The organism is Cohnella rhizosphaerae (assembly GCF_029525575.1).
GTDB lineage: Bacteria > Bacillota > Bacilli > Paenibacillales > Paenibacillaceae > Cohnella > Cohnella rhizosphaerae.
Genome location: NZ_JAPDIA010000002.1, coordinates 146553 through 171266 on the forward strand (window position 1 = coordinate 146553; position 24714 = coordinate 171266).

The window sequence follows — 24714 nt, forward strand, 5'->3', positions numbered from 1 at the left end:
ATTGTACCATATTCGCCAGGCCGAATGAATGCCGCCAGGGGCTCATCGTCTCAGCAGCGGCGCGGCTTCCGCCCAGATCGTCAGGCGGCCGTCGGCCGCCAGCGCCGTGCGGATATGCACGGTATAATCCTTCTTTTCGATATCCGGGTAGACGGCGCCGTCCAGCAGGCTTCGGGCGAGCGCCGCGTCGGAGCCGATATCGTAGATTTTCCTCCCCATGAAGCTGCGCTTCAGGCTCGACAGGAGTCGCTCCTTGAGCGCGCTCTCCGCGACGGCGTCGAGCGGCTCCCGGCCGGGCGCTTCGTTCACGTACAGCACGATGCTCGAGATGACCGTCTCGCCCGCGTTGGGCTTTTCTTTTTGCCTCGCCTGCTGCTCGGCCAGCTCCGCCTGCTCCTTGAGCTCGTAGTTGTTCAGGACGATCCGGTTCGTCTGGTCCAGCACGAGCGCGCTGTAGACCGCCGCGCCGACGATCATCCCGCACAGGAAAAACGCGGCGGCCTGCATGCCCCGTCCATATCTCGAAAACGCGGGTACCCTCATCTGCTCACCCCGGATTCCTGCACATCCACTGCACCAGCTCGGTCGCCAGGTGCGCGCCGAGAAACGCGCAGACGATATAGCCGATCTGCTGGACGGCCGGCGACAAATACCCTTCCATCACGTTCGCTTCGATGACGCGGATCGGATCGATCGAGCCCCCCGACCGCGACGACGACCGCCCAGATCTTGATGCGGCTCGCGATCTCGAGCACCGTCTCGGCCGGCGGACGCCAGAGGAACAGCGCCGCCATGCCGGCCAGCATCGCTCCGCCGAGCACGACGCCGAAGGCGATGCAGAAGTCGAGCACCGCATGCGCGTAGACGCGGTTCATGTTCATCCCCTCCCATACTTATATGTATGGGACGTGCCCGCGCCGATATGATACAATTCGATTAATGGGAACAAAAACGGGAACACGGGGAGGCATGGCGATGTGCGGATTCGTCCATCTTCACAATCATAGCGAATACAGCCTGCTGGACGGGGCTTCGCGCATCAAGGACATGACGGCGCGGGCGGCCGAGCTCGGCATGAAGGCGCTGGCGCTCACCGACCACGGCGTCATGTACGGGGCGATCCCCTTCTACAAAGCCTGCCGCGAGCGGGGGGATCAAGCCGATCATCGGCATGGAGGCGTATGTCGCCGCAGGCTCGCGGCTGGAGAAGGCGTCGCGGCGCGACCAGCCGATCTACCATTTGACGCTGATCGCGAAGAACGCCGCAGGCTACCGCAATCTCATGAAGCTGAGCTCGATCGGCCATCTGGAGGGCTTCCATTATCGCCCGCGCATCGACTTCGAGGCGCTGTCGGGGCATGCGGAAGGTTTGATCTGCCTGAGCGGCTGCATGAGCAGCGAGCTGTCCCAGCACCTCATGCACGGCCGGGACGCCGAGGCGCGCGAGACGGCGCTTAGGTACCGGGAGCTGTTCGGCGAGGACTACTTCCTCGAGATCCAGGACCATGGCCTGACCGATCAGAAGCGCATTGCCGCCGGTACGCTGAAGCTGGCCGACGAGCTCGGCATCCCGCTTGCCGCGACCAACGATTCGCACTACCTGACCGAGGAGGACCACGTCCTGCAGGACGTGCTCATCTGCATCGGCACCGGCAAGACGGTGGACGACCAGGACCGGTTCAGAATCGGCACTTCGCAGCTGTACATGAAGACTGGGGAGGAGATGTCGGCCCTGTTCCGTCATCGTCCCGAGGCGGTATCCAATACGGCGCTGATCGCGGACCGCTGCGAGCTGGAGATCGAGCTCGGTGCGCATATATTGCCGAAATTTTCGCCGATCCCCGAGGGGATGACCGCGGAGACGTATCTGGAGAAGCTTTGCCTGGCCGGGCTGCGTGACCGATACGGCGAGCCGACGGGAACGGCAGGCGCCGACGGGGCTGGCGCGATCTCGGGCGGCGAGGACGGTTCTGGCGCAATGGCCGGCGACGCGGGGATGGCTGAATCGATGGGAGCTGCATCGGTGGGGGCGGAGGCCGAGGCGCGGCTGCGCTACGAGCTCGACGTTATCGCCCGGATGGGCTTCAGCGACTACTTTCTGATCGTCTGGGATTTCATCCGTTACGCGCGCGAGCAAGGAATCGCCGTCGGGCCGGGACGGGGCTCGTCGGCGGGCAGCATCGTCGCCTACAGCCTGCGCATCACGGACGTCGACCCGCTCAAGCACAAGCTGCTGTTCGAACGCTTCCTGAACCCGGAGCGCGTGAGCATGCCCGATATCGACGTCGACTTCAGCGACGAGCGCCGCGACGAGGTCATCCGCTACGTCGCGGCCAAGTACGGCAGCGGCCACGTCGCGCAGATCATCACGTTCGGCACGCTCGCGGCCCGCGCCGCGGTGCGCGACGTGGGCCGCGTCCTGAACCTGCCGTACGGGGACGTGGACCGGGCGGCCAAGCTCATTCCCGGCATGCCCGGCATGTCCATCGAGCGGGCCGCGAGGGACAACCCCGACTTCCGCGCCCTGACGGAAAAGGGCGGGCCGATCGCGGATCTGATCGCGATGGCGAGGCGAGCGGAGGGCATGCCCCGCCACGCGTCGACGCACGCCGCAGGCGTCGTCATCTCCTCCGAGCCGCTCACGGATTACGTGCCTTTGCAGGAGGGCGCGGAAGGCGTTCCGCTGACACAGTATTCGATGGAGCATCTCGAGGCGGTCGGCCTGCTCAAGATGGACTTCCTCGGCCTCCGCAACCTGTCGATCATCGAACGTGCGATGCAAAGCGTGCGCGAGTCCACCGGCAAGGCGCTGCGCTGGGAGGACATACCATTCGACGATCCGGCGACGTACGCGCTGCTCGGCCGCGGCGACACGACCGGCGTCTTCCAGATGGAGTCCTCCGGCATACGCCGCGTGCTGCGCGACATGAAGCCTAGGACGTTCGAGGACATCGTGTCCGTCGTGGCGCTGTACCGGCCCGGGCCGATGGATTTCATCCCGCAGTTCATCAAGACGATGCACGGCGAAGTCGCGGCCGAATATCCGCATCCGGATCTCGAACCGATTCTGCGGGACACGTACGGCATCATCGTCTACCAGGAGCAAATCATGCAGATCGCTTCCCGAATGGCGGGCTTCTCGCTTGGCGAAGCGGATCTGCTGCGCCGCGCGGTCGGCAAAAAGAAGCGGGAGATTCTCGACGAGCAGCGCGCGCACTTCGTGCGGGGCAGCCTGGGGCAGGGCTACAGCGACGACGAGGCGAACCGCGTCTACGACATGATTCTGCGCTTCGCCGACTACGGATTCCCGCGGGCCCATGCCGCCGCTTACGGCGTGCTCGCCTTCCAGACGGCGTATCTGAAGGCGCATTACCCGGTCCCGTTCATGGCGTCCATGCTCACCTCGATCATCGGCAATCAGCGCAAAACGGCGGAATACGTCGACGAATGCCGGCGAATGGGCATACCCGTGCTGCCGCCGGACGTGAACGAGAGCCGCGTTCTTTTTACGCCGGTGCGCACGGCCGCCGCATCGGCAGCAGTTCGCGCCGGGTCGGGGGCGGGTGACGCCGCCGCGGCCGAACAGGGCGGGACGCGGAGCGCGGGCGCAGCGGCCGGCGGGCTTGCGGCGAGCGACTCCTACGTTAGCGACGCGACGACAAGCGCCTCGGCGGCCAGCGCCTCTATGATGGGCGAACTCGCCGCAAGCGACTTTGCGGCCAGCGACCCTGCGCGCATGTTTAATGCCATCCGCTTCGGGCTTGCCGCCGTCAAAAACGTCGGCACGCAGGCGATCGACAGCATTTTGAAGGAGCGGGCCGAGCGTCCCTTTGAGAGCCTGTCCGACTTGTGCAGACGGGTCGATCCGCGCGCCTGCAACAAGCGCGTGCTCGAATCGCTCCTGCTCTGCGGCGCGCTGGACGCGCTGCCCGGCCATCGGGCGCAGCTGCTCGCGGCGCTCGACGAGTCCGTCGAGGCCGCGGCGATCTGGCGCAAGGAAAAAGAAGAGCTGCAGTTGGAGCTGTTCGACCTCGGCGACGCGCCGAACTGGGAGGTGGACCTGCCGGAGGTTTCTCCCTATACGCAGACGCAGACGCTGGAGCTCGAGCGGGAGTTGCTGGGACTTTACCTGTCCGGTCATCCGCTCGACGTGTTCGACGGGCTGTGGGAGGAGGCGGGATTGGACCGGCTCTCGGACCTGGCGGAGGCGGAGGACGGCGCCCAAGTCGTCACGGCGGGCATGGTTGTCTCGCTGAAGCCGATCGTGGCCAAAAGCGGACAGGCGATGGCTTTTCTGGAGCTGGAGGACCGGATCATGGGCGCCGAACTCGTCGTTTTCCCGTCCGTCTGGAAGACGGCGTCGTCATTCGCGGGAAAAGGCGCGCTTCTGCTCGTGCGGGCCAAGCTTCAGCAGGGCGACGAGGACTTCAAGCTGCTGGCGGACGAGATCGTGCCGCTGTCGGCGGACTCGCTGCCGCGCGAGGCGGCCCGCATGCGCCGAGGCGGTGCCGGCGGCTACCGCGGCGGCAGGTCGGGGCGAAGCGCCGACGACGCGCGCGGCCCGGGCCGGGCCGAAGCGAAGCCGGCCGCCGCGGAGGGCGCTCGCCGGACGACGTCCGTCGTCAAGTCGGCGCCCGACAAGGCGCGGGCCGGCGCGGGCCGCGTAGGCGGCGAGGCGGGATCGGCAGCGCAGCGCTTTTACGTACGGATCGACGCCGGGCACGAGGCGCCTTCCGTGCTCAAGGATCTGCAGGCGCTGCTCGCCAAGCACAAGGGGCCGCTGCAGACGGTTCTGTTCTACGAGCGGGACCGCAAATCGCTGGCGCTGAACGATTCTTACCGCGTCCTGCCGTCGGCCGCGCTGACGGCCGCCGTCGAGCGCTTGCTCGGCACGGGCACGGCCAGGGTCAAATAGCGGCGTCGACCGGATGATTTCGCAATCCTTTTATTAAATTTACGTTGTTTTGATATAGGGGCGGATTTCGTTATGGCTGCGCCAACTCCCCCCTGCTTGAAGGTGCGGAGCGATCTTGGCTTGAATGCGTATCGTACAAAGTAGCAGGATGCAGCAGCAGATGGAACGATCCGGCGCGCTATCGCAATGCCATTGCAAAGAACGTGACATCATGGTAGGCCTTGCGCCCATTTGCGTTTTTTGCACTGGCTGGCGTAGAAGAGGAAGGGGGAGGGGGAGAGCGTTCATGCCTTTTAGGCGCTTAATGGTCCGTTCGGAGCGTTGCAGGGACGGCGATCCTACCTGTGGGCGCTTATCTGCATCTCTTCGAGCGTTGCATGCGCGGCGATAGTGCCTTTAGGCGCTTATCGGCACCGGTCCTGAGCGTTGCATGCGCGGCGATAGTGCCTTTAGGCGCTTATCGGCATCGTCCTGAGGGTTGCATGCGCGGCGATAGTGCCTTTAGGCGCTTATCGGCATCGTCCTGAGCGTTGCATGCGCGGCGATAGTGCCTTTAGGCGCTTATCGGCACCGTCCTGAGCGTTGCATGCGCGGCGATAGTGCCTTTAGGCGCTTATCGGCACCGTCCTGAGCGTTGCATGCGCGGCGATAGTGCCTTTAGGCGCTTATCGGCACCGTCCTGAGCGTTGCATGCGCGGCGATAGTGCCTTTAGGCGCTTATCGGCATCGTCCTGAGCGTTGCAGGCGCGGCGATAGTGCCTTTAGGCGCTTATCGACACCGTCCTGAGCGTTGCATGCGCGGCGATAGTGCCTTTAGGCGCTTATTTGCATGGAGTTGCGCAAGTTTTGCGCGATACCTTGGCGGGTGAACGACAGGTTCGTTCGAGGCCGGACGCGAAATAAAATTCGGCGCCGCAGGCGCGAGAATCATAAGCGGTCCGAACGACAGTCAAAGCCGCGCCGCAAGCGGGGATCGCGGACGTAAGCGTCCTCCGTCACCGCTTCCCGCTATGCCGCGCCGCGGCCCGCCGGCCCCGCCGCCAAGGGGCTTACGGTTGCTAGTCCCGATCTTTGTATGCTATCATTTCCTTATTGTAGAATCGATCACCTATGGAGGTACCGCGTCATGTGGACGGTCATTTATATTGCGCCGACCGCCAAGATTGCGGAGCGGATCCAGAGCCGTCTGGAGGGCGAGGGCTTTCTCGTCCGGGTCCGGGCGATCAATCTGGTCAAGCCGCAATACGAGATATTGGTGCCTTCCGGTGAAGTGCAGGAAGTACAAGAAGTGCTCGGCAGTATATTGCATATGTGACTCATGCGGCAGATTGCCGTCCTTCGCGGGTCGGATCGTCCTATGCATGTCGCGCCTGATAGCTGCGGATTTCGTCCGCGCGGGCCGCGTTTTCTCCGTACGGACCATCTCCGTGCGGAGCACCGCCCGCCGCCGGCGGGACCGCCATTTTTGCGCCTTGTGAGGTGTCGCTGTGTTTAAGGATTTATTCCAGAAGAAGAAATATGCTACCGTTCCTTCCGTCTCCCAGGCCCCCGCGGCAAGCGAGCGGCCGAAGCGCGAGATTCCCGAAGGACTGATGAACCGCTGTCCCAAGTGCGGCAACATCCAGTTCAGCAAAGAATGGGAGAAGAACCTCAAGGTGTGCTCCACCTGCGGACATCATTCGCGCCTCAACGCCCTGGAGCGCATCGCGATGACGCTCGACGACGGGCGTTTTTTTTGAGATCGACGCGGACCTCACCTCGGAGGATCCGCTTGAATTCCCCGGCTACAAGTCCAAGCTTGAGCAGCAGAAGGCGAGCTCCGGCCTGAAGGACGCGGTCGTCACGGGCGAAGGCGAGATCGGGGGCGTCCGGGTCGTCGTCGGCGTCATGAGCTTCGACTTTTTCAGCGGCAGCATGGGTTCCGTCGTCGGCGAAAAGGTGACGCGGGCCATCGAGCTGGCCGCGGCGAAGAAGCTGCCGCTGCTGCTGTTCTCGACGTCGGGAGGCGCCCGGATGCAGGAGAGCATCCTGAGCCTGATGCAGATGGCGAAGACGAGCGCCGCGCTCGCGAGGTTCCAGGAGGAAGGCGGTTTGTTCATCTCCGTCTTCACCGATCCGACGCTCGGCGGCGTATCCGCCAGCTTCGCGAGCCTCGGCGATTACATTTTGGCCGAACCGGGCGCGATCGTCGGCTTCGCCGGACGCATCGTCATCGAGCAGACGATCAGGCAGAAGCTGCCGGACAATTTCCAGACGGCCGAGTTCAATCTCAAGCACGGCCAGCTGGACAAGGTCGTGCATCGCAGGGACATGAAGGCGTTTTTGACCAAGCTGCTGGAGATGCATGTCGGAGGAGGTGCGACGGATGGACAATAAGCTCCCCTTCGAAGGCCCGTTGTCCGAGCAGCGCCGCAAGATCGACCATCTCAAAAAAAGTCGGCGTCGAGCAGAACATCGACTTCAGCGAGGAGATCGCCCGGCTCGAAGAAGCTTACAAGAAGCTGGAAGACGAGATATACAGCAACCTGTCCGGCGCGCAGATCATGCACCTGGCACGCGTGCATTCGAGGCCGACGACGCTCGATTACATCAACGAGATTTTCGAGGATTTCATCGAGCTTCACGGCGACCGGCTGTACGGAGACGATCTGGCGATCGTCGGCGGCATCGCCAGGCTGAACGGCGTGGCGGTGACGGTCGTCGGCCATCAACGGGGAAAAGATACGAAGGACAACATCCAGCGGTTTTTCGGCAGTCCGCATCCCGAAGGCTTCCGCAAGGCGCTGCGCTTCATGCAGCAGGCGAACAAGTTCGGCCGTCCGATCATTACCTTCATCGACACCAAAGGCGCCTATCCCGGCGACTCCGCAGAAGCCCGAGGGCAGTCCGAAGCGATCGCCCGCAACCTTAAGGAAATGGCGCTACTGCGCGTGCCCGTCATCTGCGTCGTCATCGGCGAAGGCGGCAGCGGCGGCGCGCTGGCGCTCGGCGTCGGCAATCGCGTGCTGATGCTGGAAAATTCGATCTACTCCGTCATTTCGCCGAACGGCGCGGCTTCGATCCTCTGGAAGGACGCCTCCAAAGCCGACCAGGCGGCCGAGGCGATGAAGATTACGGCCAAGGATCTGCTCGGATTCGGCATCATCGAGGAGATCGTCCCCGAGCCCAAGGGCGGCGCGCATCTGGACCCCGTCCGTACGGCCGAGGCGGTCAAGACCGCGATCTGGCGCCATCTCGAGGAGCTGTCCGGCATGACGCCGGAGGCGCTCGTGGAGGACCGGTACCGCAAGTTCCGCAGCGTGGGCAAGTTCGCCGCGCCAGAGTTGGTATGAGCAAGGCCACGCGCCCTTCCGATCCTCGGATGGGCGTTCGGCATGATTTTTAACGCATCAAGGCCGCCAGCCGCGTCTGAATCGGCGCCGTGGCGGGCACAATCGGTGGTATACGGTATAATCCGTTCGCCCGACATCCAATGGAGGTTATCTTAACCATGCGCAAAACGAAAATCGTCTGTACGATCGGCCCATCCAGCGAATCGCTCGAAAACACGAAAAAACTCATCAACGCCGGCATGAACGTCGCCCGCTTGAACTTTTCCCACGGCGACTACGAAGAGCACGGCAACCGGATCAAAAACATCCGCCAGGCGTGCGAGGAGCTCGGAAAGACCGTCGCCATCCTGCTCGACACCAAAGGCCCCGAGATTCGCCTCGGCAAGCTGAAGGAAGAGCCGATCGAGCTCGTGGCCGGCGAGCACATCACGCTTACGACCGAAGAGATTCTCGGCGACCGCGACCGCATCCCGGTCACCTACAAGGAGCTGCCGGGCGACGTGCACGTCGGCTCGACGATCCTCATCGACGACGGCCTCATCGGCCTGACGGTCACCAAGATCGAAGGCACCGAGATCGAGTGCCAGATCGTCAACAGCGGCCCGATCAAGAGCAAGAAGGGCGTCAACGTGCCGGGCGTCGCGATCTCCATGCCGGGCATCACCGAGAAGGACGCGAACGACATCCGCTTCGGCATCGAGCAGGGCGTCGACTTCATCGCCGCTTCGTTCGTCCGCCGCGCGAGCGACGTGCTCGAGATCCGCGAGCTGCTCGAGAAGTATGACGCGCGCTACATCCAGATCATCTCCAAGATCGAGAATCAGCAGGGCGTGGACAACCTCGACGAGATTCTCGAAGTGTCCGACGGCCTGATGGTCGCGCGGGGGGGGACCTGGGCGTCGAGATCCCGGCCGAAGAAGTGCCGCTCGTGCAAAAGCAAATGATCGAGAAGTGCAACCGCGTCGGCAAGCCGGTCATCACGGCGACCCAGATGCTCGACTCGATGCAGCGCAATCCGCGCCCGACGCGCGCCGAAGCGTCCGACGTCGCGAACGCGATCTTCGACGGCACCGACGCGATCATGCTGTCCGGCGAGACGGCCGCGGGCAAGTATCCGGTCGAATCCGTCCAGACGATGTCCCGCATCGCCGAGCGCGCCGAGTCCGCGCTTCGCTATCGCGAGATCTTCACGAAGCAGGCCGAAGCCCAGCAGACGACGGTCACCGAGGCGATCAGCCAGGCGGTCGCCAACTCGTCGCTCGACCTGAACGCCAAGGCGATCGTGACATCGACGGAGAGCGGCTATACGGCGCGGATGGTATCCAAGTACCGTCCGAAGTCCCCGATCATCGCGGTCACGCCGGTCGAACAGGTTCGCCGCCGCCTGCAGCTCGTCTGGGGCGTCATCACGGTGGACGGCAAGTCCGCCTCCACGATCGACGAGATGGTCGAGATCGCCGTTCAAGGCGCGATCCATTCCGGTATCGTGCGTCTCGGCGATACGGTCATCATCACGGCGGGGGTACCGGTCGGCCGCTCCGGTACGACGAACCTGATCAAGATCCATAACATCGGCGAGCTGATCGCCAAGGGCCAAGGCATCGGCTCGCAAAGCGCGACCGGACGCGTCGTCGTCGCGACTTCGCCTGACGAAGCAATCGCCAAGATGACCGAGGGCGCCATCCTCGTCGCCCCGGCGACGGACAGGGAATACATGCCTGCGATTCAACAGGCGGCAGCCGTCATCACCGAGACGGGCGGCATCACGTCGCATACGGCGGTCGTCGGCCTGAATCTCGGCATCCCGGTCATCATCGGCGTCGAGAACGCGACACAGCTGCTGCACGACGGCATGGAGATCACGCTGTACGCGGAGCACGGCGTCATCTACACCGGACAAGCCAAGGTGCTTTAATACGACGGACAACGGGACGACAGACGGAGCAAGCTCCGCTTGCGTCCCTTTTTTACGCATACGGAGGAGGATTTGGACAATGGCAAGCGCATGGCTCCTGCACCCGCTTCGCGTGAGGTACCAGGAATGCGATCAGATGGGCGTCGTGTATCACGCGAACTACGTAAATTGGTTCGAGATCGGCAGAACCGAATGGGTGAGGCGAATCGGCTGCGATTACCGGGAGATCGAGACCAAGGGGCTGCTGCTGCCGCTCGTCAAACTCGACGTCAACTTCGCGCAGCCGGCCCGTTACGACGATTGGGTGACGGTATGCACGCGGGTCGCGGAAAAGACGGCGCTGCGGATCGCGTTTGAATCGCGGATCGTGAAGGGCGACCTGACGGCGGGCGGCGGACGCGTGAGCAAGGACGATCCCGACGGGGAACTGCTCGTATCCGGCGGCACGAAGCACGTGTGGGTGAACAAGGAATGGAAGCCCGTGCGGCTCGATCGGGAGCTGCCCGAGGTGTGGGCCGCTTTTAAGGCGTTGGCGGAGGCCTGACGACCGGTTTTGCTTTTTGGACGGTATCCCGTTCGAACAGGGCACGGCATATGCGCTCCGTTGTCTTTAAATGGTATCCCGTTCGAACAGGGGACGGCAGATGCGCTCCGTTGTCTTTAAACGCTATCCCTTTCGCACAGGGGAAGGCGTATGCACCCTCCGTTGCCTTTGAACGGTATCCCCCCTGGCCCGGGGAAAAGCGTTGCGCAGCCTTAGAACGATATCTCTTTCATGCGCCCAACCCGACGCCGCGACGGATGCCGAACCCGTGCGCGGCGTTGGCTGTACGGATCTTTCCTTTCTGCAACGCAAGGCCGCGAGCCGTCGTAATAGAGAGCACAAAGAGAGGTGTTTGTCATGCTGTTAAAACGCTTGCTGTGGATCGCGATCGTCTTCGTCCTGCTTGAGGCGTTCGGCATTTATATGATGCAGCGATGGATCGGCGGCTGGCCAACCTTCCTGCTGCTGCTCGGCGGCGCCGTCGCCGGCGCGCTGTTGATGCAGTCCGAAGGACGCAAAGTATGGAGCGAAGCACGCAGTCAGCTGTCGTCGGGACAAATGCCGGGATTCGCGATTCTGGACGGCATCTGCGTGCTGGCGGGCGGATTGCTGCTGATCGTCCCGGGATTCCTATCTGACATCGCGGGGCTCTTGCTGCTGCTTCCCTGGACGCGGTCGCTTTTCAGAATGGGGCTCTACGGTTGGCTCGCCGGCAAAGTGCAGTCCGGAGCGTTTCGGATTTCGGGCGGCGGGTTTCGGAAATTCTAATGAAGAAGGATCAGAAAGGCACGATTTTACATTCCCTTCACTTTCAATTGACGCTGCGATAACATCCTTCTAACATAATGGTCATAAGACTGTTAATAGATTTCAAGCAGCGCAATGGTTCGATCATTAAAGGGGAGAGCGACACGAATGCACGGATCCCAGAAATACATTAACCGTGATCTCAGCTGGACGGAATTTAACCGGCGCGTTCTGGAGGAAGCCGAAGATCCCGGCACGCCGTTGCTCGAAAGATTTCAATTTCTATCGATCGTGGCGAGCAATCTCGACGAATTCATGAGCGTACGCGTTGCGGGACTGCGCGAGCAGCTCAAGGCCGGCTTCAACAAACCGGACTTTACCGGCTATACGCAAGGGGGCTTGCTTAAGCGGCTGTCCAAGCGGGTCGGACGCATGGTGAAGCTCCAGTACAAGACCTACAGAGATCTCCTGCGCCTGCTTTCCAAGGAAAATGTCACGATTGCGTCCTGGGACGATCTGAACGAAGAGCAGCAAGCGTCGATGGCGGTCTATTTTCAGGAGATCGTCTTTCCGGTATTGACGCCGATGGCGGTCGACACGAGCCGTCCCTTTCCGCTGCTGCACAACAAGGAGCTGTACCTGGCGGTCGTGCTGAGACCCGAGGATATGATCGGACTGGACCAGGAGAACGGCATCTATTTTGCGATCGTGCAGGTGCCATCCATCCTTACGAGAACGATCGAAGTCGCCAAGCGCAAAGGAAGCCGCAAAAACGCTTATTTGCTCCTGGAGGAGCTGATCCGGGTGCAGATCGGTCAGCTGTTCAGCGGTTACGTGACCGAGTCGGTGCATGCGTTTCGCGTGACGCGCAATGCCGATCTTGCGCTCAACGAAGAAGGCGCGGAGGATCTGCTCAAGGAGATGGAGAAGGAGCTGCGCCGCAGGCGGAGAGGATTTCCCGTGCGTCTCGAGATCGAGAAGGGGATGTCGGTTCAGGCCAGGGAGCTGCTCATGGAGGAGCTCGAGATCGGCGAGGAGGAAATATTCGAGATCGACGGTCCGCTGGACCTGACGTTCCTCTCGAAGTTCACGGGATCGCTTCCCAATATGGAACAGCTGCGTTATCCGCCGATCGAGCCGGTTTACCCTGCCGCCTTCGACGTTTCGGAAGACATTCTGTCGGTGCTGCGGGAACGGGGAGACGCGCTCGTCTATCATCCTTACGAATCGTTCGAGGTCGTCAACGACTTTATCAGCGAGGCCGCGGAGGATCCGGACGTGCTCGCGATCAAGATGACGCTCTATCGGGTCAGCGTCAACTCGGTGCTCGTTCAGGCGCTCGCGAGGGCCGCCGAATCCGGCAAGCAGGTGACGGTCGTCGTCGAGATCAAGGCCCGATTCGACGAAGCGCGCAACATTGCGTGGGCCAAACAGCTCGAGCGCGCGGGCTGCCACGTCGTCTACGGCCTGGTCGGTCTGAAGACGCATGCGAAGATCACGCTCGTCGTGCGGCGGGAAGCCGGTTCGCTGCGGCGCTACGTGCATGTAGGTACGGGCAACTATAACGAAAACACGGCCAAGTTGTATACGGACGCCGGTCTGTTCACCTGTCATCCGTGGATCGGCGCGGACGCTTCGGCGCTTTTTAATGAAATGACGGGATATTCTACGCCGCACGACTGGCGCGCGTTCGCGGTGGCGCCGGCGGGCCTTCGTCCCCGGCTGTACGAGCTGATCGATCGCGAGATCGACAGCGCCAGGCAGGGCAAGCCGGCCCGAATCGTCGCGAAGATCAATTCGCTGTCCAGCCAGCCCATGGTCGACAAGCTTTACGAGGCGTCGCAGGCCGGCGTCAAAGTGGACCTGATCGTCCGCGGCGTATGCTGTCTGCGTCCGGGCGTACCCGGTCTAAGCGACAACGTGCGCGTCGTCAGCATCGTGGATCGCTTTCTCGAGCACGCCCGCATCCTGTACGTATCCGCGGACGGCGAGGACGAGGTGTTCATCTCGAGCGCGGACTGGATGAGCCGCAACCTGAGCCGGCGCGTCGAGCTGCTCTGCCCGGTATACGACCGCGGCCTCCGGCTTGCGCTTCGCAATATGCTGGAGCTGAACCTGCAGGACAACGTCAAGGCCAGGGAGCTTGTGCCTTCGGGCGGCTACGTCCGCGTCCAGAACGAGCGGCAAGCCGCTGCGCAGCCAGTTCGCTTCCTGCGACATTCCGCTTTGGAAGACGCTCGCCGACGCCAAAGATTTCATATGAATAACGACTTCGTCTAATCTGCCATTTACATTTCCCGCATAAGATAAAATTGCGGGACGGAAATGGAGAGGAGGGACGAGGATGATCGAATTCGATGTCATCGTCGGCGGCGAAGTCAAGGAGACGCTGAGGCCGAATACGTCGAGACTGAAGGAAGTCTACGACTACATCAACGAGCAGATGAAGTTGATGCGAGGCAAATACGGCTACGAAGTAAAAGTCATGCGCAGAATTTTATATTAGAAAAAAAAAGGAAGCCCGCAGGCGTCCTTTTTTTTATGAACGAATATAAGGCATTTGTCGGAATAAAGGCTAGATGAGACGCAGCGACGGCGTAAGTCCCCAGCATTTCCTGAAGTCTTTGGCAAGCGCCCGAACCTCGGTCGTCTCGACGGGCAGCGCATGGCTGGCCGCGGCATCCAGCAGCAGGCGGCCGCCTGCGCCGCCGGCGACGTGAAGCGAAGTGATCGCCTGTGATTCGCTGCGGTCCAGCGCCGCCGCAAGCTGCAGCAGCATGCCGAGCTTGGCGCAGAGCTCTTCGTCTCCGGGGCGAAGAAGCGTACGATAGCCGGCAAGGCTTCGCCTCAGCGCGTTCGCGTTGCGGTAGGAGGCGATCGCCGCGACGAGCAGCTTTTCGCGATGGGACATGCCGTTCCAGTGCGCATGCATGAGGATATAGAACGTATGCTGGGCGCAGTCGTTGTAATCGAGCACGGCTCCGATGCGGAAGAGCCGGGATGCCGCGCTGAGCAGCCTGCGCCATTCGGCGGGCGCTTCGGCGCCCGGCGCGAGCTGGTCGTACAGCGCGAGCGACAGCCGGCTCACCTGATCGAGATGGCTCGGCGGCGCGCCCGGGTACAGGACGCGCAGATTGCGAATGCTCTCTTCCGCGACGGCGTCCTCGCCGTCCATGCGCAGATCGGGCAGGCAAGTGTCGTAGAACAAGCCGTCGCGGAGGCCCGCGCCGCAAACGACGATGCCGGACGAGCGGCAGGCGCGCAGCACGGCTTGCAAAATGACGAGCCCGGGGACGATGACGTCCGCGCGGTCCTTGGACAAGCCGGGCAGCTTCCGCCGCTTTTCGACCGTCAGCGGCGCGAGCAGGTCGATGGAGGAACTCAGGCTGGCGGACGAAATCTCGTAGCCGTGGAGGTTGGCGAAAGGGTATTCGTCCAGCCGCTGGCGCAGCTTGCCGAGCGCGCGCACGGTGCCGCCGAGCCCGATAATCGGGAGATCGGGCTGTCCGGATATCCAGGCTTGCGCGGAGAGCTTGTCCAAAATCTCATATTGCATCGCATCGAGCATCGTCTTGGCGACGGGCCCTTCGCCGAGCTCGAACCGGGTTGACGTGTTGACGCAGCCGATGGGAAAAGAAACCGAGGCGACGATCTGCCGATTGCGAAGCAGCGTAATCTCCGTGCTGCCGCCGCCGATATCGACGACGAAGCCGTCCTCGATGTTCATCGTCCGCAGCATGGCGAGGCTGCCGAGCCGGGCTTCCTCTTCGCCGGGCAGCAGCTCGATGACAAGGCCCGTCTCCTCGAACAGCGCGGACAGCGCCTGGTCCCGGTTCGTCGCTTGGCGCACGGCGGCCGTCGCGACCGTGCGGATGCGGTCCACGCCGTGGATGCGGCAGATTCGCTTGTAGTGGCGCAGCACCTCGCCGAGCTCGGACACGGCATCGGCCGGCAGCCTGCCGTCCGCTGTCAGGCGCTGGCTGAGCCTGGCCGGCCAGCGGCCCTGGTCGATGACGCGATAGGCGCCCTCTTCGGTCACGCGGTACACCGACAGACGAACCGTATTGGAACCGATATCGATCATGCCCGTCGTTTGGGCTGTATATGGCATAAGCTCCTCCTCCGGCAGCGTTCGCGCCGAAGCGCGCGTCCGCCTTGAACGCTGTTATCGCTCTATTCTATCACCACCGGCCGCCGCGCAAAAGCGCCGGGCGCGACGGATCGGCGAAAGGGCATAAATCCGCGGAGCGCTTGGACACAATACGAGTAACATCAGCCAGCGCGGGGGAGGATCTTATGGAAAAATCCAAGTATTACGTATCGGTCCAGGCCAGGACGATCAATACGCAGCGCGGAGACGCCGCTTACGAGTTCGAGATCGAGGCGGGCGAAGAAGAGCTGGTTCAGCTGCAAGAGCTGTTCGATTCGATGGACGAATTCGACCAGGCCGGCTTTTGGCGGTCGCATCAGCCTTTTTTGGAGTACAGCCACGATCCGGAAAACGACGGCTACGATTATTATTTGAAGGAAATCTATCGCCGCTTGAGCGATTGGGGCACGGAGGAGACCAAGCGACACATCGCGACAATGGACGTCGGTTCGATGTAATATCCGGATCTGCGCCCGTCCGGCCTGCCCGCGCGCGCGGCGATCCGAATGCTTCGGATTCGCCGCGCCGACGCGTCGACGCGCGAATGTGAGAGTATTCGTCTATACATCCGATAAAGCATTTTTATTCTTCGTTCGGTTCCATTCCCAATTGAAATCGTTTATCATTGAATGAGGGTTTAAAAACCGAAAGTAATTAGGGTTCGCGGATGAAGCGGACGGCCAGCCCGAGGGCGCCTCCGAACCGCCGGCCCCGAATTCGCAAAGCGCATCGTGCGCTTATTTGATTCGTTATCTTGGAATTGAAGGAGAGAGAACCATGACAGCTACCAAAGGCCTTGAAGGAATCGTCGCCGCATCCTCGTCCATCAGTTCCATTATCGACGGCGTGCTGACGTATCGCGGGTACAACATCGACGAGCTGGCCGAGAAGGCGAGCTTCGAAGAAGTGGCATATCTGCTTTGGAACGGCAAGCTCCCGACGCAAAGCGAACTGGACGCGCTGAAGTCGCAGCTCGGCGAAGCGGCGACGGTGCCGAGCGAAGTCATCGACGGCCTTCGGCTCTATCCGAAGGGCGCGAACTCGATGGCGGCGCTCCGCACGGCGATCTCCAGCCTGGCGCTATACGATGCCGAGGCGAACGACCCGGGCAAGGAAGCGAACTACCGCAAGGCGATCAAGCTGCAGGCCCAGATGGGCACCGTGATCGCCGCCTTCGCGCGTCTGCGCCAAGGCCAAGAGCCGGTCGCGCCGAAGTCCGGCGTCGGCGTCGCGCACAACTTCCTGTACATGCTGACCGGCGAAGAGCCGTCCGAAGTGGCGGTCACCGCTCTGGACAAGGCGCTTGTTCTGCACGCGGACCACGAGCTTAACGCTTCTACATTCGCGGCTCGCGTCACCGTCGCGACGCTGTCGGACATTTACTCCGGCGTCACGTCCGCGATCGGCGCCCTGAAGGGGCCGCTGCACGGCGGCGCCAACGAAGCGGTCATGGTCATGCTGGACGAGATCGGCACGCTGGACAACGTCGAGCCGTATATCCAGAACAAGCTGAACAACAAAGAGAAGATCATGGGCTTCGGCCACCGCGTCTACCGTACGGGGGACCCGCGCGCCAAGCATCTGCAGCAAATGTCCAAAAACCTGAGCGAGCTGAACGGCGACAGCCGCCTGTACGACATGTCCGTTCGCATCGAAGAGCTCGTGACCGGCCAGAAGGGTCTGAAGCCGAACGTCGACTTCTACTCGGCTTCCTGCTACACGCTCCTCGGCATTCCGCGCGACCTGTTCACGCCGATCTTCGCCATCAGCCGCGTATCCGGCTGGACCGCGCACATCCTCGAACAGCTCGCGGACAATCGTCTGATTCGCCCTCGCGCGGAGTACGTCGGCCCGGTCGACCAGCACTACGTGGCGATCGCGCAGCGCTAAGCTCGGTTCCTGCGGCACGCCGCGGGCCGTCCTCCCCCTTCGGGGCGGTCGGCGCGCCGGTTTGCCGCGCTGCTTCGCGCGCATTCGCGCGCTCAACACCTACTTATTTTAAATTCCAGGAGGCTACCCATCCATGCAACTCGAAAAATTCGAACTGCCGCAAGCCGGCGAACCGATCAAAGTCGACCAAAACGGCGTCCTGAACGTCCCTAACAATCCGATCATTCCGTTCATCGAAGGCGACGGCACGGGCCGCGACATCTGGGCCGCATCCAAGCGCGTACTCGACGCAGCCGTTGAGAAAGCTTACGGCGGCGAGAAGCAAATCGCCTGGTACGAAGTATTCGCCGGCGAAAAGGCGTTCAACGCTTACGGCGAATGGCTGCCTGCCGACACGCTGACCGCGATCCGCGAATACATCATCGCGATCAAAGGCCCGCTGACCACGCCGATCGGCGGCGGCATCCGCTCCCTGAACGTCGCCCTTCGCCAGGAGCTCGACCTGTACGTGTGCTTGCGTCCGGTTCGCTACTTCGACGGCGTGCCTTCGCCGGTCAAGCGTCCGGAGCTGGTCGACATGGTCATCTTCCGCGAAAATACCGAGGACATCTACGCCGGTATCGAATATCAAGCCGAGACCGCCGACGCGAAGAAGGTCATCGAGTTCCTGCAGCAGCAAATGGGCGTTAATAAGATCCGTTTCCCCGAGACTTCGGGCATCGGCATCAAGCCGGTATCCAAAGACGGCTCCGAGCGCCTGATCCGCGCTGCCATCGAGTACGCGATCAAGCACAAGCGCAAGTCGGTTACGCTCGTCCACAAGGGCAACATCATGAAGTTCACCGAGGGCGCGTTCAAGAACTGGGGCTACGAGCTGGCCGAGCGCGAGTTCGGCGACCAAGTGTTCACCTGGAACCAATACGACGCGATCAAGGCGGAGCAAGGCGAAGAAGCGGCTAACGCAGCGCAAAAGTCCGCGCTGGCCGAAGGCAAGCTCCTCGTGAAGGACGCGATCGCCGACATCGCGCTGCAGCAGGTGCTGACGCGTCCGACGGACTTCGACGTCATCGCGACGCTGAACCTGAACGGCGACTACCTGTCCGACGCCCTGGCTGCCCAAGTCGGCGGCATCGGCATCGCGCCTGGCGCGAACATCAACTACTTGACCGGGCACGCGATTTTCGAAGCGACGCATGGCACCGCGCCTAAGTACGCCGACAAGGACGTCGTCAACCCGGGCTCCGTGATCCTGTCCGGCGTCATGATGTTCGAGCACCTCGGCTGGCTCGAAGCGGCCGACCTCATCTACAAGGGTCTTGAAAAGTCCATCAACAGCAAGATCGTCACGTACGACTTCGCTCGTCTGATGGAAGGCGCGACCGAGGTCAAGTGCTCGGCGTTCGCGGATGAAATTATTAAAAATATGTAGTTTTTTTCGGGGGCTTGCCCCCGATTCCCCCCTTGATGCACTGCACAACCCCCTAGATCCCCCCTTCCCAGGGGGACTCCGAGGGCGCTGCCCTCTGGACACCCTGCCGATTAACGGTTGGGGGACAGAGACGCAGGGATGCGGGTTTGGCGGGGGAGAAGAACGATTAATAACGGTCCTCTTTGTCGGTGCTTACGTGTCGGCGAGGGGGGATTGTTGTTTTTGAGGGCGGGTAACCTATTCGTGAGGAACTTTTAGGAGGGAATGCGAATGGCAATGAAACGGTCGAAGATTACGGTCGTGGGCGCGGGTTTTACGGGGGCGACGACGGCGCTGATGCTGGCGCAGAAGGAGCTCGGGGATGTCGTGCTGGTCGATATTCCGCAGCTGGAGAATCCGACGAAGGGCAAGGCGCTGGATATGGCCGAAGCCGCGCCGGTCCAAGGCTTCGACGCGAGAATCGTCGGCACCGCCGATTATGGGGACTCGGCCGATTCGGACGTCGTCATTATCACGGCCGGCATCGCGCGCAAGCCCGGCATGAGCCGCGACGATCTGGTAAGCACGAACGCGGGCATCGTCAGGTCCGTCTGCGAAAACGTGAAGGCGACCAGTCCGAACGCCTACGTCATCATCCTTTCCAACCCGGTCGACGCGATGACCTACGTCGCCAACAAGGCGCTCGGGTTTCCTGAAAATCGCGTGATCGGCCAATCCGGCGTACTGGACACGGCTCGTTACAATACGTTCCTTGCCCAAGCGCTTAACGTGTCCGTGGAAGACGTGCGCGGCGTCGTGCTCGGCGGCCACGGCGACGACATGGTGCCGCTCGTGCGCTATACGACGGTCGGCGGCATTCCCGTGGAGCATTTGCTGCCCAAGGAGGAGATCGAAGCGATCGTCGCGCGCACGCGCGTCGGCGGCGGCGAGATCGTCAGCCTGCTCGGCAACGGGAGCGCCTATTATGCGCCGGCCGCCTCGCTCGTCCAGATGACCGAAGCGATCCTGAAGGACAAGAAGCGCATCCTGCCCGTCATCGCTTTGCTGCAAGGCGAGTACGGCTACGACAATCTATTTATGGGCGTACTGGCCGTGCTCGGCGGCGACGGCATCGAGAAGGTATTCGAGCTCGACCTGACCCTGGACGAAAAGGCGGCGCTTGCCAAGTCCGCGGAGTCGGTCCGCAGCGTCGTCCGGATCGTCGAAAACGCCTGATTTAAGGAACGTCAGCTTGCGCTTGGCTCTCGACTCCAAGGTCCGACGACCTTGGAGTCGTTTCTGCTCGGGCGCGGATAACGTGTTAAGGAGATGGTCCGATTGTCATCGGAAGTGTACAAAGCGCGAAGAGATCGAATCGTTTCTTATTTGGAAAAGGAAGGGATTCGAATCGGCCTGGTGACTTCGCCCACGAACGTCGCCTACCTCACGGGTTTCGCTTGCAATCCGCATGAGCGCTTTCTGGCGCTTGCGCTGGGCGGCGCGAATCGCGCGGAGAAGCTGTTCGTGCCGCTGCTGGACGCGACGGCTGCCGAAGAGGCCGCGCCGGATCTCGCCATCGTGCCGATCTCGGACGATGACGACGCCTATGCGCTGCTGGGCGAGCAGATGCCCGCAGCGGGCGCAGGTTCGATCGGCGTAGAAAAAGGCGCTGTCTCGCTGGCCAAGGCGGAACGCCTTCAAGCGGTCTACCCCGGCGCCGGATTTGCCGATCTGGAGCAAGCGATTCTGGACATGCGCATCGCGAAGAGCGCGGACGAGATCGTACGCATCCGGCGGGCGGTCGATATCGTCGAAGAAGTCATGGCGCACGCGGTCTCGTACGTTCGCGTCGGGATGACCGAGCTGGCGCTGGCCGCGGAGATCGAACGCAAGATGAGGGAGCTCGGCGCGGATCGCCCGGCCTTCGAGACGATCGTGCTGACTGGGCCGCGTTCGGCGCTTCCGCACGGCGTGCCGGGTCAGCATGCGATTCGAAGAGGCGACTTCCTGCTAATCGACATCGGGGTCCAGGCTGGCGGATATTGCTCGGACATTACGCGAACCTTCGTCGTCGGCGAAGCCTCGGAGACGCAGCGCGCCATCTATGAAGCGGTGCTTGCCGCCAACGAAGCGGGGGATCGCCGCGTCCGCGGCTGGCGTCCCGGTGTCCGCGGTCGATGCGGCTTCGCGCGAGACGATCGAGCAGGCGGGTTTCGGACCGCTTTTCACGCATCGGGTCGGGCATGGCTTCGGCATGGACATTCACGAGCAGCCGTCCATGTCGGGCGCGAACGGCATGCTATTGGCGCCGGGCATGGTATTCACGGTCGAACCGGGCGTCTACGATTCGGTCGTCGGCGGCGTACGGATCGAAGACGACGTCTATATCCGCGAAGACGGTACGGCAGGCGTGCTCACGCGTTATCCGAAGCGAATGACCGTCATCCCGGCGGATCGCCAATAAGGAGGACTTTATCATGAGCGATTTTGCGCAAAAGCTGGACCGGTACGCGGCGCTCATCGTCAAGGTGGGCGCCAACGTGCAGCCGGGCCAGACGGTCGCGGTCAACGCATCCCTGGATAGCGCGGAGCTGGCCAGGCTGGTCGTCCGAAAGGCATACGAAGCCGGCGCGCGCAGCGTGAAGGTGTTTTGGACGGACGAGGTCGTCACGAGGCTGAAGTACGATCTGGCGCCGGACGAAGCTTTCCTGGAAGAGCCCAAGTGGTCTGCGGCGGAAAAACTGGAGCTGGCACGCGCAGGAGCGGCTTCGATCAATCTGATGTCGGACGATCCCGATCTGCTGAGCGGCGTGCCGGGCGAACGAATCGCGAACGCCCAGAAGGCGGCCAGCCGAGTGATGAAGGACTATCGGGTGCTGTCCCGAGGCTTCAAGTTCAGCTGGACGATCGCGACCGCGCCTTCCAGGGGCTGGGCCGACAAAGTATTTCCGGACGCGCCCGAGTCGGCTCGGATCGGCCTCCTGTGGGAGGCGATCTTCAAGCTCGTACGCGCGGACCGCGCGGATACGCTGGCCGCATGGGAGACGCATCTTTCCGAGCTGAAGCGCAGGGCAGATATTCTGAACGCCAAGCAGTATCGGGCATTGCGCTACGCGGCGCCGGGCACGGACCTGACGATCGCGCTTCCGGCCGACCACGTCTGGCTGGGCGGGCGCAAGCAGAACGCCGACGGCGTCTGGTTCGTGCCGAATCTGCCGACCGAAGAGGTGTATACGGCGCCAAAACGGGACGGGGTGCGGGGAACCGTATCGAGTACGAAGCCGTTGAGCTACGCCGGACAGATCATCGACGGCTTTTCCTTTGCGTTCGAAGACGGCAGGGCGATTCGCACTTCCGCCGCGCGAGGCGCCGAGGCGCTTGCCACGCTCGTTCAGATGGACGAAGGCGCCGCGTATCTAGGCGAAGTCGCGCTCGTCCCGCACCGGTCGCCGATCTCGGACAGCGGCCTGCTGTTTTACAAGACGCTCTTCGACGAGAACGCGTCCTGCCATCTCGCGGTAGGCGGCGCTTATTCCTCCTGCATCGCGGGCGGAGCAGATATGAGCCAGGAAGAGCTGGCCGCCCGCGGCCTGAATAACAGCACCGTTCATACCGATTTCATGGTCGGCTCGGGCGAGTTGGACATCTTCGGCATCACCGCGGAAGGCAGCGAGGAGCAAGTGTTCGTCAAAGGCGCCTGGGCGTTTTAAAGCAGGAAAGCAGCACGTCAAAAACCGGCTATCCGTAAGGAGGCCGGTTTATTGGCGTCTGCCGTTAAGAGACGAGGGCGGCTGCGCTGCGTCACCCCAACCATTCGACTCCTTCGGCGGACCTGCGGTTCCATATCCGAAAAAAAATAATCGCGCAGGTCCGCTTTTTTTTACTTGTTCGCCAGGTTTGTGTATACTAAGTGTGACTTGTCATATTATGGTTGTGGAGGTACATATCGCGATGTATGACGTTATGATTTTTCTGCACGTCGTCGGAGCGGTCGGGATGGGGATTTACGCCATTTTGCCGTTTCTGGCCAGGCGTTTCCGTCAGTTGTCCACGCCGGCCCAGGAAGGTCTTGCCAGCGGTCTGGTGACTGCCGGCCGTATCGGTCAATACGCCTTGGTGCTGCAGCTGCTCACGGGCGGGTATCTCATCTCTCAATCGGATTACAAGGTATCGTGGATGGTTACGGTCATCGTGCTGTTCGTCGTGCTCGGCGCATTGTCGGGCATCGTTCAGGCACCGCTCAAGCGGATCGCGGGCGCGGCAGCGAGCGGTCAGGACGCATCCGGCAACGTCTCGCGCGTACAGACGCTGAGTATCGTAATTTTGGTCGTTTTCCTTGTCGTCATCTGGCTGATGGAGAACCGCTGGTACGCTTAACGCTTTCGTAATCATGAGCTTGAACGAAGAAGGCTCTGCCCGCGCGACATGCGCGGGCGGAGCCTTTTTAACGTTGCGGAGGGATTGCGGAACCGTTGATTTTCGTGTCGTTCGTCAACTTTTGTCCGCGATCGCTGAATTTTCGTTCGAGGGCCATAGCTGTATCGATATGGTCCGCAGGAGCGATTAAAGTTAGATCCTTCGTTTCTTTTTGGCTTGCCCTGACCGGCTCGTAAATACTGATTTTGAGGGCCTTCATATCGTCATGCTGCCAGAGTACGCCAAGCATTTCCATCTTAATCGTGCGATCGAGGTATGCGTTATAACCAAGCGATCCCCAGCCGTTCAACAAGTCGCTTGTGAACGTTATCGGATACATCGAGTAATCCGAAGACCCCGTGAAGTCGTATTTATCGATCGCGATCCGTCCTTTAAAATAGGGGTCCCGATATAAAGGGCGGTACAGCTTTCCCTTTACGTGAATCGTCGTACGCTCCGCGGAAGCCGGATTCCCGATTCGATATTCGATCGCCGGATAGTCGGCGGAGATACGCTTCGGAAAATGATATTTATAGCCGAAGATCCCGGCGGCGATCAGCAGCGGGATGACGAACCACAGCGCGTCTCTGGCGATGGACAGCGCTCTTCTGAAGCCCGTCTCTTTAATCGGCATCTGCATCGTCATCCGGATCACCGTCCGGATCCCGCTCGGACAGCTCGTCGATCGTCTTTTCGAAGCTCGGAGCGAGCCGGTTCAGGAACCAATCGATCTCGGGCATGCCGAGCGCGGCTAGCCGTTTCTCGAACTGCCTGCGCGCGGTGGCGAATTCGCGATTGCCGGCCGACATCTCCGATACGCATTTGAGATAGCCGTCGAGAATATCCGCCGCCTTCACGTACCGGTTCAGCTCGTCGTCCTGCGTCTGCCTCATGAGCAGGGGCTCGTATGCGCCGATGAGCTCGGGCGGCACGGTGCCGAGCAGTCGTTCGGCGGCCAGCCGCTCCAGGTCGCGGAAGTTCGACAGCAGCGCGGGATTGTGATGCTTGACGGGCGTCGGGATGTCCCCGGTGATGACCTCGGTGGCATCGTGGAACAGCGCGCGGCTCGCCGCTTTGTCGGGATCGACGTCCCGTCCGAATACGTCCCTGGCGATCGTGCACAGCAAGTGGGCGAGAAGCGCGGTATGATAGGAATGCTCGGCGACGTTTTCCCTGGTGGAGTTGCGCATGAGACTCCAGCGTTCGATGTAACGCAAACGGTATAGGTAAGCTAAAAAATGCTGCTGCTGCATATCGGCAAGCCTCCTTCATCGGTCCTCCTTCACTATAACGTACTTCAAAGTCCGCAGACACCCTGGCCTTCTGTAAAGTCTGTTTGAATTTACACTGCGCTAATACTCCTGTGTTAAGATAAAGAAAAGTCGGCAATTGGAGGA

Annotated in this window: 14 protein-coding genes and 7 pseudogenes; 16 read left to right on the forward strand and 5 right to left on the reverse strand. The window is 61.8% G+C overall.

Annotated features, from left to right (window positions below; translation table 11 throughout):
• Positions 1-42: 42 nt before the first annotated feature.
• Together OMP40_RS04250 and OMP40_RS04255 are read right to left on the reverse strand one after the other, a co-directional pair.
• Positions 43-543: a hypothetical protein gene (locus tag OMP40_RS04250; protein ID WP_277529428.1), complete on the reverse strand. Its 501-nt coding sequence runs from the start codon at positions 541-543 to the stop codon at positions 43-45.
• A gap of 4 nt (positions 544-547) precedes the next feature.
• Positions 548-875, reverse strand: a pseudogene (locus OMP40_RS04255) (YtrH family sporulation protein).
• Positions 876-975: 100 nt separating this feature from the next.
• Between OMP40_RS04255 and dnaE the strand changes: the two are divergent.
• The 9 genes and pseudogenes from dnaE (at position 976) to OMP40_RS04300 (ending at position 13959) form a co-directional block, all read left to right on the forward strand.
• Positions 976-4915, forward strand: a pseudogene (gene dnaE, locus OMP40_RS04260) (DNA polymerase III subunit alpha).
• Positions 4916-6041: 1126 nt separating this feature from the next.
• Positions 6042-6230: a glutamate decarboxylase gene (locus OMP40_RS04265; RefSeq protein WP_090109932.1), complete on the forward strand. Its 189-nt coding sequence runs from the start codon at positions 6042-6044 to the stop codon at positions 6228-6230.
• Positions 6231-6402: 172 nt separating this feature from the next.
• A pseudogene (gene accD / locus OMP40_RS04270) lies at positions 6403-7291 on the forward strand (acetyl-CoA carboxylase, carboxyltransferase subunit beta).
• Positions 7281-8247: pseudogene (locus OMP40_RS04275) on the forward strand (acetyl-CoA carboxylase carboxyltransferase subunit alpha). Before accD ends, OMP40_RS04275 begins: the two co-directional pseudogenes overlap by 11 nt.
• 158 nt (positions 8248-8405) lie before the next feature.
• Positions 8406-10162 (forward strand): annotated as a pseudogene (gene pyk, locus OMP40_RS04280) (pyruvate kinase).
• A 79-nt stretch (positions 10163-10241) separates the two neighbouring features.
• Positions 10242-10706: an acyl-CoA thioesterase gene (locus OMP40_RS04285; protein ID WP_277529435.1), complete on the forward strand. Its 465-nt coding sequence runs from the start codon at positions 10242-10244 to the stop codon at positions 10704-10706.
• Positions 10707-11063: 357 nt separating this feature from the next.
• Positions 11064-11474, forward strand: coding sequence for an FxsA family protein (locus OMP40_RS04290; protein ID WP_277529438.1), 411 nt, complete (start codon positions 11064-11066; stop codon positions 11472-11474).
• 147 nt (positions 11475-11621) lie between these two features.
• A pseudogene (gene ppk1 / locus OMP40_RS04295) lies at positions 11622-13716 on the forward strand (polyphosphate kinase 1).
• Between the two features lie 81 nt (positions 13717-13797).
• Positions 13798-13959, forward strand: a complete 162-nt coding sequence (locus tag OMP40_RS04300) for a mechanosensitive ion channel protein MscL (RefSeq protein WP_277529440.1) — start codon at positions 13798-13800, stop codon at positions 13957-13959.
• Positions 13960-14028: 69 nt separating this feature from the next.
• Here the strand turns inward: OMP40_RS04300 and OMP40_RS04305 are convergent, their stop codons facing one another.
• A complete protein-coding gene (locus tag OMP40_RS04305; protein WP_277529442.1) occupies positions 14029-15564 on the reverse strand; it encodes a Ppx/GppA phosphatase family protein in 1536 nt (511 codons plus the stop codon).
• 185 nt (positions 15565-15749) lie between these two features.
• Here OMP40_RS04305 and OMP40_RS04310 point away from each other — a divergent pair, with 185 nt between their 5' ends.
• From OMP40_RS04310 to OMP40_RS04340, 7 genes and pseudogenes are all read left to right on the forward strand, one after another.
• On the forward strand, positions 15750-16061 hold the full coding sequence (locus tag OMP40_RS04310; RefSeq protein ID WP_277529443.1) for a hypothetical protein: 312 nt from the start codon (positions 15750-15752) through the stop codon (positions 16059-16061).
• Positions 16062-16380: 319 nt separating this feature from the next.
• Positions 16381-17493, forward strand: coding sequence for a citrate synthase (gene citZ, locus OMP40_RS04315; protein WP_277529444.1), 1113 nt, complete (start codon positions 16381-16383; stop codon positions 17491-17493).
• A 133-nt stretch (positions 17494-17626) separates the two neighbouring features.
• On the forward strand, positions 17627-18922 hold the full coding sequence (gene icd, locus OMP40_RS04320; RefSeq protein ID WP_277529446.1) for an NADP-dependent isocitrate dehydrogenase: 1296 nt from the start codon (positions 17627-17629) through the stop codon (positions 18920-18922).
• A 270-nt stretch (positions 18923-19192) separates the two neighbouring features.
• The gene (gene mdh / locus OMP40_RS04325) at positions 19193-20137 is read left to right on the forward strand and encodes a malate dehydrogenase (protein ID WP_277529448.1); all 945 of its coding nucleotides are present in this window, start codon (positions 19193-19195) and stop codon (positions 20135-20137) included.
• 93 nt (positions 20138-20230) lie between these two features.
• A pseudogene (locus OMP40_RS04330) lies at positions 20231-21365 on the forward strand (M24 family metallopeptidase).
• A 13-nt stretch (positions 21366-21378) separates the two neighbouring features.
• The gene (locus OMP40_RS04335; protein WP_277529451.1) at positions 21379-22611 is read left to right on the forward strand and encodes an aminopeptidase; all 1233 of its coding nucleotides are present in this window, start codon (positions 21379-21381) and stop codon (positions 22609-22611) included.
• Positions 22612-22852: 241 nt separating this feature from the next.
• On the forward strand, positions 22853-23278 hold the full coding sequence (locus OMP40_RS04340) for a DUF2269 family protein (RefSeq protein ID WP_277529454.1): 426 nt from the start codon (positions 22853-22855) through the stop codon (positions 23276-23278).
• A gap of 67 nt (positions 23279-23345) precedes the next feature.
• On the opposite strand, the gene OMP40_RS04345 is transcribed toward OMP40_RS04340, so the two are convergent.
• Both OMP40_RS04345 and yfbR read right to left on the reverse strand, forming a co-directional pair.
• Positions 23346-23963 carry a hypothetical protein gene (locus OMP40_RS04345; RefSeq protein WP_277529455.1) on the reverse strand — a complete coding sequence of 206 codons (618 nt, stop codon included), beginning with the start codon at positions 23961-23963 and terminating at the stop codon, positions 23346-23348.
• Positions 23941-24570 carry a 5'-deoxynucleotidase gene (gene yfbR / locus OMP40_RS04350; RefSeq protein WP_277529457.1) on the reverse strand — a complete coding sequence of 210 codons (630 nt, stop codon included), beginning with the start codon at positions 24568-24570 and terminating at the stop codon, positions 23941-23943. The genes OMP40_RS04345 and yfbR overlap by 23 nt, the downstream gene beginning before the upstream one ends.
• Positions 24571-24714 lie beyond the last annotated feature (144 nt).